This window comes from Chryseobacterium sp. JM1, from assembly GCF_000737715.1.
Taxonomy (GTDB): Bacteria; Bacteroidota; Bacteroidia; order Flavobacteriales; family Weeksellaceae; genus Chryseobacterium.
This window is the reverse complement of sequence record NZ_JPRN01000017.1, coordinates 51,020-69,012: the sequence shown is the minus strand read 5'-3', so window position 1 is coordinate 69,012 and position 17,993 is coordinate 51,020. Positions and strand designations below refer to the sequence as shown.

15 protein-coding genes are annotated in these 17,993 nt (G+C 37.7%); 1 reads left to right on the top strand and 14 read right to left on the bottom strand.

Features of this window, described 5'->3' with window-relative positions; all coding sequences use genetic code 11:
* Positions 1–2 precede the first annotated feature (2 nt).
* Positions 3–926, top strand: a complete 924-nt coding sequence (locus tag IW22_RS20960; protein ID WP_034730742.1) for a bestrophin family protein — start codon at positions 3–5, stop codon at positions 924–926.
* A 72-nt stretch (positions 927–998) separates the two neighbouring features.
* Here the strand turns inward: IW22_RS20960 and IW22_RS20955 are convergent, their stop codons facing one another.
* The 14 genes from IW22_RS20955 to IW22_RS20890 all read right to left on the bottom strand — a co-directional run bounded on the left by IW22_RS20955 (position 999) and on the right by IW22_RS20890 (position 17,991).
* Entirely contained in the window at positions 999–3,254 is a 2,256-nt protein-coding gene (locus tag IW22_RS20955) for a GAF domain-containing protein (protein WP_228384084.1), read from the bottom strand.
* 193 nt (positions 3,255–3,447) lie between these two features.
* Positions 3,448–3,699 (bottom strand): hypothetical protein, encoded by a 252-nt coding sequence (locus tag IW22_RS20950; protein WP_034730737.1) that lies wholly within the window; start codon positions 3,697–3,699, stop codon positions 3,448–3,450.
* Positions 3,700–4,006: 307 nt separating this feature from the next.
* Positions 4,007–6,478 (bottom strand): TonB-dependent receptor plug domain-containing protein, encoded by a 2,472-nt coding sequence (locus IW22_RS20945; protein WP_051891339.1) that lies wholly within the window; start codon positions 6,476–6,478, stop codon positions 4,007–4,009.
* A 497-nt stretch (positions 6,479–6,975) separates the two neighbouring features.
* Positions 6,976–8,361, bottom strand: a complete 1,386-nt coding sequence (locus IW22_RS20940) for an NADH-quinone oxidoreductase subunit N (RefSeq protein WP_034730734.1) — start codon at positions 8,359–8,361, stop codon at positions 6,976–6,978.
* A 99-nt stretch (positions 8,362–8,460) separates the two neighbouring features.
* On the bottom strand, positions 8,461–9,954 hold the full coding sequence (locus IW22_RS20935; protein ID WP_034730733.1) for a NuoM family protein: 1,494 nt from the start codon (positions 9,952–9,954) through the stop codon (positions 8,461–8,463).
* Positions 9,954–11,867 (bottom strand): NADH-quinone oxidoreductase subunit L, encoded by a 1,914-nt coding sequence (nuoL, locus tag IW22_RS20930; protein WP_034730729.1) that lies wholly within the window; start codon positions 11,865–11,867, stop codon positions 9,954–9,956. The genes IW22_RS20935 and nuoL overlap by 1 nt, the downstream gene beginning before the upstream one ends.
* A gap of 3 nt (positions 11,868–11,870) precedes the next feature.
* Positions 11,871–12,200, bottom strand: coding sequence for an NADH-quinone oxidoreductase subunit NuoK (gene nuoK, locus IW22_RS20925; protein WP_034730724.1), 330 nt, complete (start codon positions 12,198–12,200; stop codon positions 11,871–11,873).
* Between the two features lie 4 nt (positions 12,201–12,204).
* The gene (locus IW22_RS20920; protein WP_034703568.1) at positions 12,205–12,702 is read right to left on the bottom strand and encodes an NADH-quinone oxidoreductase subunit J; all 498 of its coding nucleotides are present in this window, start codon (positions 12,700–12,702) and stop codon (positions 12,205–12,207) included.
* Complete coding sequence (locus IW22_RS20915; protein ID WP_034703566.1) at positions 12,702–13,259, bottom strand: NuoI/complex I 23 kDa subunit family protein; 558 nt, start codon at positions 13,257–13,259, stop codon at positions 12,702–12,704. Before IW22_RS20915 ends, IW22_RS20920 begins: the two co-directional genes overlap by 1 nt.
* 112 nt (positions 13,260–13,371) lie before the next feature.
* Positions 13,372–14,436 (bottom strand): NADH-quinone oxidoreductase subunit NuoH, encoded by a 1,065-nt coding sequence (gene nuoH / locus IW22_RS20910; RefSeq protein ID WP_034730721.1) that lies wholly within the window; start codon positions 14,434–14,436, stop codon positions 13,372–13,374.
* An 84-nt stretch (positions 14,437–14,520) separates the two neighbouring features.
* Positions 14,521–15,519: a 2Fe-2S iron-sulfur cluster-binding protein gene (locus IW22_RS20905; protein WP_034730719.1), complete on the bottom strand. Its 999-nt coding sequence runs from the start codon at positions 15,517–15,519 to the stop codon at positions 14,521–14,523.
* A 29-nt stretch (positions 15,520–15,548) separates the two neighbouring features.
* Positions 15,549–16,079 carry a hypothetical protein gene (locus IW22_RS20900; RefSeq protein WP_034730716.1) on the bottom strand — a complete coding sequence of 177 codons (531 nt, stop codon included), beginning with the start codon at positions 16,077–16,079 and terminating at the stop codon, positions 15,549–15,551.
* A gap of 2 nt (positions 16,080–16,081) precedes the next feature.
* Positions 16,082–17,107, bottom strand: coding sequence for an AAA family ATPase (locus IW22_RS20895; RefSeq protein ID WP_034730712.1), 1,026 nt, complete (start codon positions 17,105–17,107; stop codon positions 16,082–16,084).
* A gap of 2 nt (positions 17,108–17,109) precedes the next feature.
* Positions 17,110–17,991, bottom strand: a complete 882-nt coding sequence (locus IW22_RS20890) for a hypothetical protein (RefSeq protein WP_034730709.1) — start codon at positions 17,989–17,991, stop codon at positions 17,110–17,112.
* Positions 17,992–17,993 lie beyond the last annotated feature (2 nt).

Below are 17,993 nucleotides of genomic sequence, written 5' to 3'. Positions count from 1 at the left end.
AGATGATTGTCAGACAGCGTACCAATTGGCTGAAAATGTTGTTTATATGGAGAGGTTCCGTGTTGAAGAAAATAATTGTTCAGCTCAGTGTTATTTTGCTGTTTTCGCTTTCTGTCTATTATTTGAAAGGAAAAGTTTTTGACTATAAAGTTCACCTTAATCCTACTATTTTTACCCTGCTTGGCCTTGCACTGGCTATTTTCATGGGTTTCTGTAATTCTGCAAGCTACGACCGTTTCTGGGAAGGGCGTAAACTCTGGGGTTCACTCGTGATAGAAACCAGATCTTTTACACGACAGATCCTGTCACTAGTGAATGATCCTTCGGTTGGTGCAAAAGAGGAAAAAGAAAAGATTATCAAGTTAATATCAGCGTTCTGCTGGTCTCTGAATTATCAGTTAAGGGAAAAATCAGGGACGGAACATCTGGCTAGACTTCTTTCTCCGGAACAGGCAGAGCAGGTGAAGGACAAGAAATTTATTCCAAGCATTATTCTCGGATTTATTGCAGACTGGCTGAATGAGCAGCAACGGAAGGGAAATATAGACACCATCGTCATGACTTCCATGGATCATCAGTTGAATCAGTTTTCCAATATTTCGGGAGGCTGTGAGAGAATTTTCAATACGCCGCTGCCTTTTGCTTACAGTGTGTTGCTTCATCGTACGGTTTATCTGTACTGTTTCTGGCTGCCTTTCGGGTTGGTGGATTCATTGGGTTGGATGATGCCGCTGATCGTTCTGTTGATCAGTTATACCTTTATAGCTTTGGATGCTATTATCCAGGAGATCGGGGAACCGTTTGGAGAAGAGGAAAATGATCTTGCGCTGAACAGCATGTGCAGAACCATTGAATATTCCATTTTCGAGCAAGCGGGAATACCACAGGGCGAACTTAAAAAGCCGGATTCTTATTTTATAGACTGATGCGGAAAGAAGGGAAGATGGAGGTTTGAAGAGGGAAGTTCTGGAGGTTGAAAAACAAATTTAAGCCGGTTTTTATTCAATGCTTACTGATGAATTATTCAGAGAAATTCTTAACGCTAATAATCCTGTAATTCCCTGAAGATCTTCTACTTTCAGGAACTCTACGTCATTCTGAAGAATTCCTTTTTTCTGAAGTTTGTTGATGTATTCCAGATATTCTTTCTGGTTCTCCATCCCGAAATACACGATGGTGATTTTTCCAGGACAGGTAATTCTTTCCGATGAATCTTTTACATGAGCTTTATCCAGACGTTTTTTTACAATTTCGTAATAAGAATTGTAAGCACCGTCTACATCAAAACGCTTTTCATCCATTCTGAAACGGATGTCTATTTTTTCATTATATACAAAAATAAGTGACGCGATATCCAGCTGAATCGGAAGATCTCTTTTAAAGTTGTGGAATTCGCGCTCCATATTACAGATGGTCTTCAGCTGCCAGTATCTTAATTTATGGACTTCTTTTGAGGTATAAGCCAGATCCGGTGCAATATTATGTCCAATGTAAAGATTATGCTCCACACCGTCAGATTTAAACCTTTCAAAATAATGAGGAAAAATCAGCTGAGCCTTTACCTGACCTTCATCCAGCATGTCGGCAAGCTTTCTGTTGACCAGGGTAATTGAGTCATCCAGGCTTTTTCTATTGGCGTAAAACAGATCGGTTTGGGTGAAAATCTGCAGAAAATAATCTTTGATCTTATTCTTAATTGTGGCTTCTGCTTTCAGTTCCAGTTTCGCCTGAAGATAAGGATGAACCTCTTCTCTCAGGAACCTTTGAAAACGCTGTTCCGTATCGGCTTTGATCTCGTTGTTCAGTTCATTCTCGAAAATGTCCAGCGCCAGAAGATATTTCTCCGAATCAGAATTGATCATCGTGAAAATATCATGAAGGCTTTCCAGCTGCTGGTTGAGGTCCTCCAGCATCAGATTGAAACGCTTCTCGGAAGAAGAACGGATGTCAGAAAATCCAAATAATGGTGTCAGGTTTTTAAAAGAAATCTGCTTCAGCGTATACATTTTCTTCCCAAGCGAAGCATTGAAATATTTCTCCGCCTCATTCCTGAATTTCCATACCACACTGTCGTGGATGGATGTATATTCACGCTGAATAATCGCTTCTATCTGGTAGTTTTTCTCAAAGCTGAACCTGTTCAGGGAGAACAGAATCATATCGGTGAAAAACTCCATTTTTTTCAGCTTTAATCCGTTAAAACTGTTGGCCTGCGGAGAAGTAAATTCCATGATAGCCAACAATTCATTGTCCTTCATGATCGGAATCACCATGAAGCTGTTGATATGATTATCTCTTAAAATACTGAAAGAGGGAAGTGATTTGATATCGTCCTCCAGATTGTTGACATTAGAAATGACAATCGGTTTGGAGTTGTGGTTTAAATTATTAAATGTGTTCTTTCTGGTTTCTTCGTCAAATGCGTTGATCCAGAAATCCAGCACATGGTGGGTGAATACATTTTCGTAGATCGGGAGTCTGCCCAGTTTCTGGTCTTTTTTGTCGAACAGCATTAATCCGAAATTAAGTTCCGGAACATCAAAGTAAGACTTGAAAATTTCAACCAGATTTTCATCCGGGCTCAGATCTTCGGGATCAATTTCAATCATGCTCGATTTAAGATCAGACAACGCCACCTCAGAAGTACAGTCTACCAGGGAAATAATAGTGAATCCCTTTAAAACCCATGATTTTGAAGGGAAATATTTTTTCCACAGCTTGAAATCATCCAGGTTTTCCAAAAGCATATCCAGTACATCATCCGTTGGAATCTTTGCTTCCTCGGTAGGATACACCACAGTAAAGTCTGAATTGACTGTGATCTTATAATGCTTCATGATTCCCAATCTGTTCGGAATATCATAATAAAGAGGCATTGTACTTTTGATATCTCTTTTAAAGTAGCTTTGAAGGATAAGACAGCAGCAGAACACATAAAATTCATCGTCACCAATATTCCTAAGCTCTATTTCAAAATCCTTTCCGGCATCTCTCAGAATATCTTTGAATCTTTCAGTGTAATTGAACGTCGTTTTGGAAAGCGGAATACTGGCCGCCTTGATTTCATTATGAGTAAGACCGGTAGGAAACAGGTCTGCAAGCAGCAGTGTGATGAGGTCTTCATGTTTTTCGAGAAGGGCTTCATCCAGGAATCCATCTCTCAGCTCAGGAAATTTTCTTGTCCTTTCAATTAAGGATTCTGCATAGCTGACCCTGTACTCCAAACGGTCGTTATAGCGTATATGTTCAAGCACATCCAAATATTTTTCGAATGATATAAGAACCTGAAATGGAGCGTCTTTTTTGTAAAGATTGGCCAAGAGCTGAAATTTAAAGTAAAGTTATGAAAAAAACACAACTTCCAAATGGGCATTGGATTGGTGAAAATGATCTTTTGGAGCTGCTTTCCTTATTTTTTCTAAATAATATTCAGAAATAAATAGAACATTATCTGTTACTGCTTTTCTTTTTGAAAAATTCTGCAGTTTTGCGATAAAGATTAGGATAGAATTCTGCAGTTCCAATCTTTAATTCCCGGGTTACCGGAAAGAGAAATTTCATTAAAGGAACAGAAAATATGAGCGCAAAAGGGAGAATGAACATTCTGTAATTCACAGTATCATTTTGGTCTTTACTGACGAAAAAAACAAGGGCTGCGATGAGCAGAGCAGTAAGTAGGGTGATAAGGATTTTTTTCATGGTGATTAATAGGTACTCAAATTTAAGTGTTTTCACGGAGATTTAAAATAAAATTCAATATTAATGTGGCCAGGAAGTGGGAAGCTGGAAGAGGGAAGTTATTGATGTCAAAACCATTACTAAAAACCTGTTTTGTTAATTTTCAAACCTACTTCATCAGAATTTACGAAAACAATTGAAAATTATTGCCCCATAGAAACGTCCAGTCTACCTATTCCTGCTTAGATTCGTTTTTTAATCAAATAGAAAGACCCCGTTCCAGCAGTCTGGAAGGAGTCTTTCGTTATGGAAAAATAGATTTTTAGGGTTAAAATTTAATAGAATATCCCAAAACAAATTGGGTCCCGAATATGCTGAAATGCTGGGCATCGTAGCTGGACTGAGGATATCTTCCGTTAAAAGTAACTGTATTGTAAATTTCATCATATGTTTTATCTGCCGGCATTCTTAATAATCTCCATTTTGGTAAGATATTGAATACATTCATGACCCCGACATTGATCGTGTTTTTATCATTAATAATATAGTTCAGGGTTATATCCGTAGTAATTCTCGGATCAAATCTTAAATAAGACTGTTGGTTGGCTATCGGATCATTCCAAGCCAGATTCGCTCCGGGCATACCGCTGTTGGCATATAAAGCTTTACTGAACAGCGTATTGTTAAGAGAGAAATTCAACTTTCCAATGGCATAGTCTATTCCTAAAACCGCTTTTAAGGCAGGTCTTGAAGTGGTTGCCAATGCTTCTTCAGTTCTGTTAAAAGGCGCTACAAGATTGAGCCCGTCCAGTTTATCAGAATTTTTTGTAATTTCAGAATGGTTCATGTTCATGGCCAGATTAAAGGCGAATTTTCCGGATAGCCAGTTGATGTTTCTGTAATTGGCCACGATATCCAGTCCGATCGTTCTTGTATCTACTCCATTGATAAAAAAACTGGCTGCGGCAACATTACTCACTCCGATTTGTGCCAGCGGATCTAAAATGGTGCTTTTGTCGCTCATCCTGGAGCTTAGCAATATTCTGTCATACACATTGATAAGATATCCGTCTACGGTCACTGAGAAGTTTTTGTTGGGCTGGATACCTAATCCTAAAGTGAAATTCAGAGACTTTTCAGCATCCAGGCTTGGAATGCCAATAGCTTTGGCTTCTTTACCGACATTGTTGAATAATCCTTCTGCAACGATTTTTCCATTGTTAAAAACATTCTGGATCGTAGAGAGATAAACCTGCTGAAGGGTAGGCGCTCTGAAACCGGTAGAAACAGATCCCCGGGCTACAAGTTGTTTACCAATGATATTCTGCCTCCCACTTATTTTCCAAACCAGTGCATTTCCAAAATCACTGTAATTTTCGAAACGGGCGGTAGCATTCAATGTGGTAGCATCAGAAATATCAAATGCAGCATCTGCATAAGCCCCGATATTATATCTTGAAAATGTTCCTGAATTTTCAGGAGAAGATCCAGGAAAGGAAATCGCTCCGGTCTGATAATAGGAAGCAGGATCACCGGCAAAAATTTCGTAGCCTTCTCTTCTTGCTTCGGAACCGAATGCGAGGGCAAAATGTTCTGAAAATCTTTTTGAAACATCAAGGTTTCCTACAATGTTGCTGAATTTAAAACCCCCGGGCTTGAAATTGATGGGGCTTGAATTTCCCATAGCAGCATTGAACGTATTGCCCACCGTATAAAGAATTTTGTTCCCTCCGAATGTGGCACTCAGGTCAATGATCCAGTTGCTGGCTGTTTTGGTCTTGTAACCCACCGTTCCTCCGTAGTCTGAAAGATCCCCTATAAATGAAGGTGTGAAACCGTCCGCAGCATTTAACACATTCTTTGGATTTACCCAATACGGAGTCCTGTGATTGGCGAAGCTGTTGACTTTTTTGGTGGCAAATGAGGCATTTGCGTAAATAGTGGCATTCTCAGAAACAGGAATAGAGGTGTTAACTAAAAAGCTGATGCTGCTTTTTTTAGGATAGGCGTTTTTGTTTTGAGCATCAGGATATTTTGCCAGATATGCTTCTACATCGCTTTGATTGGCTCCGAAAGTCTGAGCTTCCCAGTAGGCATTTACTTTTCCGTTTCTGTAAGCGTAATCATTGTTTTGGAGATTAGTGGCAAGAGTGATAAAACCTCCGTTCTTAAAAGTGGAACCTGTGATCGCGCTGAGGTTTTGTGAAAAGCCATCTCCTTTGGAATAGAGGCTTAAATTGGTATTGATTTCTGTAAAACTGATTTTATCTTTTAATATGACGTTAATAACCCCTGCTATAGCATCGGAACCGTATTGTGCGGAAGCTCCGTCTCTCAGTATTTCTATTTTTTTGATGGCAATGGGTGGAATAGAAGAAAGGTCAGCACCAGTTTCTCCTTTTCCGATGGTATTTTGGGTGAATATGAGTGATGATTGGTTTTTTCTTTTTCCATTGATCAGGATTAAGGTTCTTGAAGATCCTAAATTTCTTATTTCAAAGGGATCCAGTAAAGAGGTTGCATCCTGAACGGCTGCACTGGTGGAATTGAAGGATGGAATTCTGTACTGAAGTGCCTGTCCCACTGTACTGTGTCCGGAAGACTGGAGCATGGCGGCATCAATATTATCAACAGGTAAAGGAGTGGAAACACTGGATCTTGGTGCTGTTCTGGTTCCTACCATGACAACCTCGTCTATTTTCTTTTCTGTTGTGCTGATGGAATCGTTTTCCTGAGCCTTTAACAAAGCCGCAGAACATAATAGAAATGCTGCAGCGATGCACATATTCGTTTTAATCATACATTTGTGTTTTTATTGAAGACAAATGTATGATTTTTATATTTTAATTAATTTATTGATAATATTTTAATAACTTAAAATGTTTATTTATAAATTATTGTTTGATTTGTTGTTTGATTCATAATGGAGCCTTTTTTTAAGAATTAGGTAATTTTTTTTAACTTAAAACTGGTGAAAAAATAAATTGATTTTTTTTTGTTCAGATGTAAAAGCTGGTGTAGAAACTCCCATTAATGTGATTTTAATGATGTGGAAAAACTTTATATTATGATTTTTTGGGTGCTTTTTTTAAGTTTACGTGAATTGGGAATAATAGGTACTGAGGGAGTCTGAAACTATTCGTATCTGAGTGGTTATGTGAACGATGTGAAGGTTCAAAACCTTGCCAATGATATAAGCCGTCTTTTTCATAAGAGTCTGTTGCACCTGGTTCCCAGATAGGCACAAAAAAAAGCACAACTGAAAAGTTGTGCTTTGTATATTTTTATATGGGAATTTTATAATCCGAACTGTCTTGCGAACAGGTCAGGGAAAACACCCAGCATAATAATAGATGCAATTATAAATACCGCTACGATATTGTACGTAAGGGTTACTTTCTCTGAAGATTTGAATGTAGATTCTTTGAAGAAGAACATTGAAATGATCAGTCTTAAATAATAAGCAATAGATACTGCTGAACCCAGTACAGCTACCAGTACTAAGAAAACGCCATGCTTAGAATTCATCGCCTGGGAGAATAATGCAAATTTCCCCATAAATCCGGCTGTAAGTGGAACTCCTGCCATTGAAAGCATAGAAATAGCCGCTACTGTAGCCAATAAAGGTTCTGATTTTGCCAATCCTTTGAAGGCACCAAAAGAGGTTTCTCTTTTTAATTTTTCCACATAAATCAGACACATGAAAACGCCTACGGTTGATAATGAGTAAGCGAATAAATAGAATGCCAGGTTGTAGGTAGAAAGGCTTGTCATTCCGAAGAATACCAATCCGATATATCCTGCATGCGATACGGAAGAGTAGGCCAACATTCTTTTGGCGTTGGTTTGGGCAAGACCCATAACGTTCGCTAACAGTAATGTAATGATCAGAAATACTCCGAAGATATTAATCCAATGTTCCGTAACTCCTCCAAATCCGATAGTCATTAATCTGAATAAAGCAAAGAATCCTGAGATCTTTACCACACTCGCCATAAATGCCGTGATCAGTGAAGGCGAACCTGCATATACATCCGGGCTCCACATGTGGAAAGGGGCTAATGCTACCTTGAATGCCAAAGCACAAAGAATAAGCAGAACACCTAAGATGAACATAACGTCCTGCGGATTTTTAACTCCGAAATCCTGTATTTTATACAAGTCAAAGCTTCCGGTACTTCCGTAGATAAATGCAATCCCGAACAGTAAGAAACCTGTTGCGAACGCACCCATTAGGAAATATTTGATCGAAGCTTCGTTTGATCTTAAATCAGTTTTGTTGGCACCGGCCATTACATATAACGGGATGGAAAGAATTTCTACTCCTAAGAAAAGAGTAACCAAATTCTGGAATCCGAAAAGGACGATCCCTCCGCATAATGCAAAAAGCATCAGTGCATATAATTCTGACTGGTGGCTTCTGTGGTTGCTGAACGCAAAACCTCCCAGGAAGAATAACAATAAGGTTGTTACAATAGAAATTTTGGTGAATAACGCCGTATTTGCAGTGTACTCATACATGTGTCTGTACTTTTCGAAGAAAGCACATTCAGGTAAGAAGCTTACATATAATGCGATGATCAATCCTAAAATCCCAATGTATCTTGCGAATTTTCCCTGTTCAAAAACTCCCGAAAATAACGCAATAACTGCCGTTAGGAAAACAATAATTAAAACACTCATAATATAGATTTGAGATGTGAGACATGAGAGCTGAGACAGAATTTCTGATTCCTCATTTCCTAATCTCTTAATTTTTTAATTTTTAAATCTTTTAATCTTCTAATTAGCCATTGCTGTGTAGATAAACTTCAGCGAACTACTCACCATATCGATCACCGGCTGTGGGAAAATCCCCAACAGGATCACGAAAACCGCTAAACTTGCCAATACAGAAAATTCAACAGCGGATAAATCTTTAGCTGTACTTAAAACGGCTTCGTTTCCTTCACCGAACATTGCTTTTCCGTAGAATCTCAGCAGGTACACGGCACAAAGAATTACAGTAAGACCTGCAATCACTGCTGCCAGTCCGTTGAAATCATATACGGATTTCAGCAAAATAAATTCTCCGATGAATCCATTGGTTAATGGAACTCCCATTGAACCTAATATAATGATCAGGAACAACACGGCAAACTTAGGAGCCACTTTGGCTAAACCTCCCATTTGTCTGATGTCTCTTGATTTAAATCTCTTGTATAAAATATCACAGCAGTAGAATAATCCCACTACGTTGATACCGTGAGCAAAAGTCTGTACCAATGCTCCTTCAGCTCCTTCGATATTGAATGTTCCTCTTAACGTGATCACTGCGGAAGAGAAAATCCCTGCCACCATTAATCCTACGTGAGAGAAAGAAGAATAGGCAATGATTCTCTTCATATCGGTCTGGATGATCGCGATTAGAGCACCGTGAACAATTCCTACAATTGCTAAGATAATTACGATCTGTCCTGAAATTCCTGCAATCGGAATTGGAGTGATCGGAAGCAAATAACGGATAACACCATACACCGCCATCTTCAGCATGATCCCTGATAAAAGCATGGATCCCTGAGTAGGAGAGTAGGTATAGGTATCCGGCTGCCATGTATGGAAAGGGAATACCGGTAATTTCACTGCAAATGCAAAGAAAATGAACCAGAATACTACCGTCTGCTGTACTTCATTAAGCTGAGCATTGTATAAATCTGTTAACGCGAATGATGCAGAGTGGTTGTACACATAGATCAATCCGGCTAACATAAATAATGACCCAACGAATGTATAAACGAAGAATTTCGTTGTGAATTCGAATCTTTTATTTTCCTGGCCCCAAAGTCCGGCGATGAACCAGATTGGAATTAAGGTTACTTCCCAGAAAATGTAGAACAACAGTCCGTCTAAAGAAGTGAACACGCCCACAAGACCGAACTGCATTAGCAGAATCAGGCCGTAGAATGTATTTCTGTAGTTTACATTTTCGTTAAACGAAGATAAAATAATGATAGGCGTTAAGATGTTGGTCAACAGTAAAAGCAGCAGACTCATTCCGTCTATGCCGAAATGAAGTGAGCTTTTAATGAATTGTGACCAAGGGTAGTTGATTTCGTGCTGCAGTACACTGTCCACCGTTGGATTAAAATCAAAATCCGCTGCGATGTAGAATGTAATAAGCATTTGGATCAAAGCTATTCCTAGCGCCAAATATTTGCTGGATTTATTTTTCCATGCAAAAACTAATCCCGAACCTACTAGAGGTAATAGTAATAATGTTAATAATAAACCAGACATTATTGTAATATAAAGTTAACAATCAGTATAATTCCCACTGCTAAAGACATGATAAGAATATAAGTCTCTACATTTCCGTTTTGGATACGCTTCATCGCTTTTCCGCTGTCTTCAGCGCCTTCGCCTACAAAGTCTACAAAACGGTCTAAGATCCCTTTATCAAACATCTTTCCTCCGCGTCCTAATCCTTCAACAGTTTTTACAATCAATGCATTGTAAAGTTCGTCTACATATAATTTCTTAGCAGAAAGTTTCTCCCATCCGGTATAGCTTTCTTCTGCCAGAGCCTTTTTTTTCTTTTTCACGTAGGTGTTTTTTACGATCAACCATACGGTGAAGAACATCAGCACTGTAGCGCCTAATAAGATCATTTCAGTCCCAAACGGAACTCCCGAAAGAGTAGCTTCCATCTGGTTGTAGCTTTGCTCGGTAAGAACAGGCTTCAGCCATTCCATTAATTTAGCATAATGACCGTGTCCGATGAAGTGAGGAAGGTTAATGAAACCTCCAAGCACAGAAAGGATAGCCAGAACGATCAACGGAAGGGTCATATTAGACGGGCTTTCGTGTAAGTGATGTTTCTGATCTTCCGTACCTCTGAACTCTCCATGGAATGTCAGGTAGTACAGTCTGAACATATACGTTGCAGTCATTGCCGCTAAAACAAATAAGATCACCCAGTAAACAGGGTTTTTAGCGAATGCTGCTACTAAAATTTCGTCTTTTGAGATCATCCCTGATAATAGAGGGAAACCTGAGATTGCCAGTGTCCCGATAAGGAAAGTGGCGTGGGTGATAGGTATGTATTTTTTCAGACCTCCCATGAAACGCATATCCTGCTCGTTGCTCATCGCGTGGATCACAGAACCTGCTCCCAGGAATAATAGTGCTTTGAAGAATGCGTGCGTCATTACGTGGAACATCGCTGTAGTGTAAGCTCCCAATCCTAAAGCAATGAACATAAATCCAAGCTGTGAAACGGTAGAGTAGGCCAATACTTTTTTGATGTCGTTCTGACGGAGTGCATAGAATCCAGCCAAAGCAGCTGTTAAGAATCCGATGAATAAAATTCCTCCCTGAACCGTAGGTGCCAAAGTAAATAAGAAGTTTGATCTTACCACTAAATAGATACCTGCCGTTACCATCGTTGCCGCGTGGATCAACGCTGAAACCGGAGTAGGACCGGCCATCGCATCCGGTAACCATGTATATAAAGGAACCTGAGCCGATTTACCGGTAGCTCCGATAAATAAGCTGGCTGTAATAAAGATAATTACTGTTCCGTCTAATTCAAATTTTGAAGAGTTCTGTGCTACGGTAAGGAAATCCACTGCATTGGTCTGAGCCGCGATCATGAAGATCCCGATCAGTAAGGCAAGGTCACCAATTCTGTTCATGATGAACGCTTTTCTTGCTGCTTTACCATATTCTTCATTGGTATACCAGAATCCGATCAACAGGTAAGAACAAAGACCTACACCTTCCCATCCGATGAACAGGATCAGGTAGTTGCTTCCCATTACTAAAAGTAACATCGAGAAGATGAAAAGATTCAGATAAGTAAAGAACTTATAGAAACCTTTGTCATGGCTCATATATCCGATAGAATATAAATGGATCAGGGATCCGATACCTGTGATGATCATTACCATCATTAATGAAAGCTGATCAATCTGGAATCCGAAATTGATCTGAACGCCGTTTACTGTAAACCACTCAAAAGCTTTAACAATGACAGGCTGACTTTCAGAATCAAATTTCAAGAAAAGACTTACTGCGATACAGAATGATCCGAAAACCATAGCTGTAGCCAGAGAGCCTACAAATATTTTTGGAAGATTTTTCCCGAATAAACCGTTAATAAGAAACCCTAATAGTGGTAAAAGTACTATTGCATACACTAAATTTTCCATTCCTTATCCTCTTAATTTATTAAATATACTTACATCCACAGAACGGGTATTTCTATATAGCATAGCAATAATTGCCAGACCTACCGCAACTTCAGCGGCGGCTACCACCATAATGAAGAAAACTAAAAGCTGTCCGTCTCCGTTTCCTTTATACGCTGAAAAAGCAGCCAATAAAAGGTTTACAGAATTCAGCATAAGCTCTACACAGCCCAAAATAACAATAGCGTTTTTTCTCAACAATACTCCCAATACTCCCAGACAGAACAATACTGAAGAAAGCATGATGAAATAGTTAAGAGGGACGCTTTGTATAAATGTATTTACTTCTCCCATAATTTTATAAATCTTTTTTACCGATTAATACCGCACCTACAATACCTGCCAAAATAAGGATGGATGCAAGCTCAAACGGTAAAACATATTGATTAAACAAAAGTCTGCCCAGATTTTTCGTAAGACCTACACCCTTGTCTACATTTTCAACAACAATGTGATTGTCCTGAACGCCTCTGAATACGCCTAAAACTCCAATTAATAAAAGACCGGCTGTAAAAACTCCAACAAATTTTAAAGTATTGTTCTTCTTACTTTCGTCTTGTTTATTAAGGTTAAGCATCATCAGGATATAAAGGAATAATACCATGATGGCTCCTGCGTACACTATGATCTGAATGATTGCAAGGAACTGGGCATTCAGAAGAATGTACATTCCCGCAATTGAAAACATCGTAACAATTAATGACAAAATAGCATAGAGCGGATTTCTTGCAAACACAAAATACACTGCACTAGCTACTGCTAAAAACGCCACCAAGAAAAATAAAAACTGATCCATTATTTTACCGCATTTTTTTGTTTCTCGGATTGTCTTGTCGTAATGTCAATCCTTTCATTTATTTTTTCAACCAATTTGTCTTTTCCATAGATGAAAGATCCTCTGTTGGTTTCTACATCCACCAATCTGTCTGTAAGATAGATCGCAGATTTAGGACAGGCTTCTTCACACATCCCGCAGAAAATACATCTCAGCATATTGATTTCATAAACTGATGCATATTTTTCTTCTCTGTAAAGACCTTTTTCCTCCTTCGTTCTCTCTGAAGCCGTCATGGTGATGGCTTCTGCAGGACAGGCTACGGCACAAAGTCCACAGGCTGTACATCTTTCTCTGCCTTCTTCGTCTCTTTTCAGAACGTGCTGACCTCTCCAGATAGTGGTTCTGGGTTTCTGTACTTCCGGATATGAATATACTGCCGGAGCACCTTTTATCACGGTTCTTACAGCATGCTTAAATGTAATCCCCATCCCGGTAAAAATAGCAGGAAGGTAGATTTTTTCAGCAAGGGTCATTTCTTTGTTGGAAACAACTTTTGATCTGTTTGTAAGTTTCATTTAATTATAGATGTTAGATGTTAGACGTTAGATGTTAGAAGATGGAAGTGGGTTTTTATTTCCCGCATCACCATATTATCACATCATCACATCATCTCATTTTCAAATTATTCTAGTTGGCAAATGCTAAAATTACAGCACCTGTAATCAATAGGTTTACTAATGCCATTGGGATAAGTGTTTTCCATCCTAAGTGCATCAGTTGGTCATATCTAAATCTTGGAAGCGTCCATCTGATCCACATAAAGATCAGAATTCCGATTACCGTTTTCGTTAAAAATGCTACGATACTCAAAATTCCTGCAGCGTTTTCACCCCAGTTCTGAGTAACCCATTCAATTCCTGGATAGTTGTAACCACCGAAGAAAAGAACGACCATGAAAGCATTGGAGATAAACATGTTCACATATTCACCGAACATATACAATCCTAACTTCATGGAAGAATATTCCGTAGAATACCCTGTTACCAATTCAGATTCACATTCCGGTAAATCGAAAGGGTGTCTGTTGGTTTCTGCCAAAGCAGCTACGAAGAATACAAGGAATGCAATCGGCTGGTAGAAAATATTCCAGTTCATACCGGAAATCCAGGGAATAACTCCCCATAATTTTCCAGTGGTCTGACTTTCCGTAATTTCTTTTAAATCTAAACTTCCTGACATCATGATGATAGAAAGCAATGCTAATCCCATCGCCAGTTCGTAAGAGATCATCTGTGAAGAAGCACGGATAGCACCTAATAATGAATATTTGTTATTCGAAGCCCAACCTCCGATCATGATTCCGTATACACCGATTGAAGCCATTCCGATGATGAAAAGTACCCCAACGTCGATGTTGGCAACCTGTAAATCAAAAGAAGTACCTGCAATATTTAAACTTTTACCCCAAGGAATAACCGCTCCTGTGATCAATGAAATAAACATAACCAATGCCGGTCCCAATACGAAAAGAAACTTTTCAGCATTGGCAGGGGTAAAGTCTTCTTTAAAGAAAAACTTTCCACCGTCGGCCAGTGGCTGCAGTAGTCCGAAAGGTCCTGCTCTGTTGGGACCAATTCTATCCTGCATGATAGAGGCAACTTTTCTTTCAGCCCAGGTAGAGTAGGCGGCTATCGTAAGAGACAGCAGGAAAAGTGCTAGTACAAGTATAAGTTTAAATGTTAGTAAATCCATTTTTTATTTAGATGTTAGATATTAGAAGTTAGATGTTAGAAGATAAAGATTAGTCATCGTATCATCACATCAACTCATTATCAATTATTTTTCGTCTTTTTCACTGATTTCTTTGGCCATAGGATTGTCTAATACTCTTAGCTCATCCTTAGGTTTTTCGTAGTGGTTCAATGAAATTACCGAGTGTCTGTCGATATGTCTAGGACCTTCAATATTCCAGTCAGAAAGTTCTTTTCTTTCAAAACGACAGGTATCGCAGATGAATTCTTCCACTTCACCCCACTGATCTTTTCTGGCAGTAACTCTTACAATTTCGTCACCTTTCATCCAAACTACGGCTTTTCCTGAACATTTATCACATTTGCAGGTCGCATTCATTGGCTTTGTAAACCAAACTCTGCTTGCAAAACGGGAAGTTCTGTCTGTTAATGCACCTACAGGGCAAACATCGATAACATTTCCGATAAAGTCATTATCTAAAGCTTTATTTAAATAAGTAGAAATTTCAGCGTGATCTCCTCTGAAAAGAATACCATGCTCTCTTTCACCTGTTAACTGATTGGCTGCCAATACACATCTTGCACAAAGAATACAACGGTTCATATTCAACTTGATATTCGGACCAAGATCGTCTGCTTCGTAAGTATTTCTTTCAAATTCAGTTCTTGTCTCAAGGTTTCCGTGCTCGTACCCAAGATCCTGAAGGTGGCATTCACCAGCCTGGTCGCACACAGGGCAGTCCAGAGGGTGGTTCACCAATAAGAATTCGGTAACGGCTTTTCTACCTTCCTGAGCTTTTTCAGAAGAAAGATTTTTCACTTCCATACCGTCCATTACGTTAGTTCTGCAACTAGCAACTAATTTAGGCATAGGGCGCGGATCTGCTTCAGATCCTTTCGAAACTTCGACTAAGCAAGTTCTACATCTCCCTCCACTGGTTTCCAATTTGCTGTAATAGCACATTGCAGGAGGTACAGATTTTCCACCAATTTGTCTGGCAGCTTCCAAAATAGAAGTCCCAGGCAAAACTTCAGTAGTCTGTCCGTCTATAGTTATTTTGAATTTTTTAACCTCTTCGCTCATATTCTTTCGCTTTATACTGCGGTAAGCATTTAAATTTTATTAAATTCTGTTATTGAGAAATGATATTTTGTTTCAATGATATATTCCAAATGCTTTTTCAAAGTTAAGATGTGATTATCATCTGTATCATAATTTTGAATTACAACATCTATTATATTTTTGAATCTGATATCCATTTCTGGTTTTAATGATTTTGATGTTTGCATAAATTTATCAAAACTTTCAAAATCAAAATCTTCTACATTAATGTTTTTATTTTTTAAAAATTCATTAATCCAATGTTCAAATTGTCTAGGACCAATGGCTATTAAAAATTGACAATTTTCTGTATGTTTAAAAATTTTGGTATGATTATTTTCATAGATCAAATTAAAATTTTTAGGAATTTTTTTGTTTTTATCAATGTCAATAATACCAACACTAAAGTTCCCTTTACTTTTGACTGCAACACTTTTTATAACTTCGGTATCATTCCTCTCTTTTCGGATAAGGCCTTTATTATTTAAAAGTCTTCCAAAAAAATATCTATCAGCATTGCATTCTACACCAATGATACTCATCTTTAATTATTTTCCCAAAGATTATCAAAATTAAAAAACACGTTCATTCCATATTCATAAACTTCATCATTATTTAGTTTATCTAATTTTTTGACTTCTGTTTTTCCATCAACATTATTAACTAAATAAATCTGTAAATTATCTTTACTTTCCTCGTCTCTTAAGAATTCCTGTATTATAAAATCGCTGTGAGTAACCATGAAAAATTGATTGTTGTTTTCATTGTACTTTACTTCATTAGTAAATTCTAAAATATACGGTTCAAAACAATGTGCTTCAGGTTCTTCAAAGAGTAAAACGGAATCATTATTAGTGATAATTGCAGCTTTGTAAAAAATTAATCTTTGTAAAGTTTCAGCAATCATAGAATAGGGGAGTGAATATTCTACAAATGGTGTAATTTCTTTTGAGACAGTTAATTCATAATTATTAGAATCTATTTTTATCTTAAAATTTTCCGGCACTAATTTAGCAATAGTATCAAATAATTTTTTTTGATTTAAGGTCGATTCTTTATAAATTATTTCTCCTAAATTTCTCCCAAAAACATTTAACCTTTTATTATAAAAGAATTTTTTATTGATGTATTCTTTATGCTTATATAAAAGAATATTGTAATCAAAAGGTTTATAGTTTTTAGGAAATCCTCTTTCTTCACCATGAAAAATATTTATGTAATTCTCGTCATCAATATTAATTTTAAACATATTTTCTTTGTTACCAATCAAATATGAGATTCCAAATAATTCAAACGCTTCAAAATCTATAAAACCTAAATTGGAAGTTATATTTATATTATTTTCTATATTACCAAAATAGGTTAAATCATCATAGTTTTTAAACCTTAGATATTCTCTGAAATCATCTTCAATAATATCAAGTCTTAACATTGAGATTGCCTCTAAAATATTACTCTTTCCAGCATTCGGTTTACCCGCAAAAATGTTTATTTTTTTGCAACCATCAATTTTCAAATCTTTTATAGACTTAAAATTGGAAATTTCAATATTTTGAATATGTTGATTCACTTTTAATTATACTTCTTCGTGTTAAATGTATACCCGACTCCTGCCAGAACCTGCCCGAAAACAAAATCCTGACGTGCTTTATCCGGCTTGTTATTCAATGTAGTCTTGATGTCCCACATATTGATATAACCGGCTTTAGCCTCTGCTCTGATCATCCAGTTTTTCCAGAAAACCATGTTAAGGCTGGTTCTAAGGTCGGTTCCCATACCTGCAACGTGAAAACGGTCACTTCTTTCATTTCCGAAAAGCTTGATATTACTTTTTGGAAACATCACCCCGATTCCTGCTCCATAAGACCATACTAAATCTATATTTTTCTTATGAATAAGATTTTTGTATTTCTCAAGACCTAAATTTTCATAATTCAATCCGTCTGTATGCTCGAAAGTAAGGAACTGGCTGTCGGCTAAATTAACCTGTCCGTTCTGTACCATTGCTGCATATTTCGGATCTGAAATTGTTCCTGAAAAATTAGCCGTCTGGTCTTGTTTCATCACATATTTCATATGATCTATCCCTAAAACAAGCGCCAGATTATCCTTTATAAAATATCCGATTCTGAAGTTATACTGCGTTACAGTAAACCAGCTTGGATCGATATAAACGATTCCGAACTTGGTAGGTTTATCCCTTGCCTGTACATTATTCAACTGAAAATCGTAGCCGTTTCCTGTGAAATGGATATCAGAATTGCTGAAAGCGCCTCTGTTCCATCCGTAGAAAACAAATACCTGACCTTTTTTACTCAATGGTAAGGGTTTTTCTTTCTTTTCAGCTTTGTATGGAGTTACCTCCAGTTTATATTCCTTGTCTAATGTATCTTTTTTAACTTGCCCGAAAGCAAACCCCGACATCATTATACCAACAACTAATAACTTCTTCATTT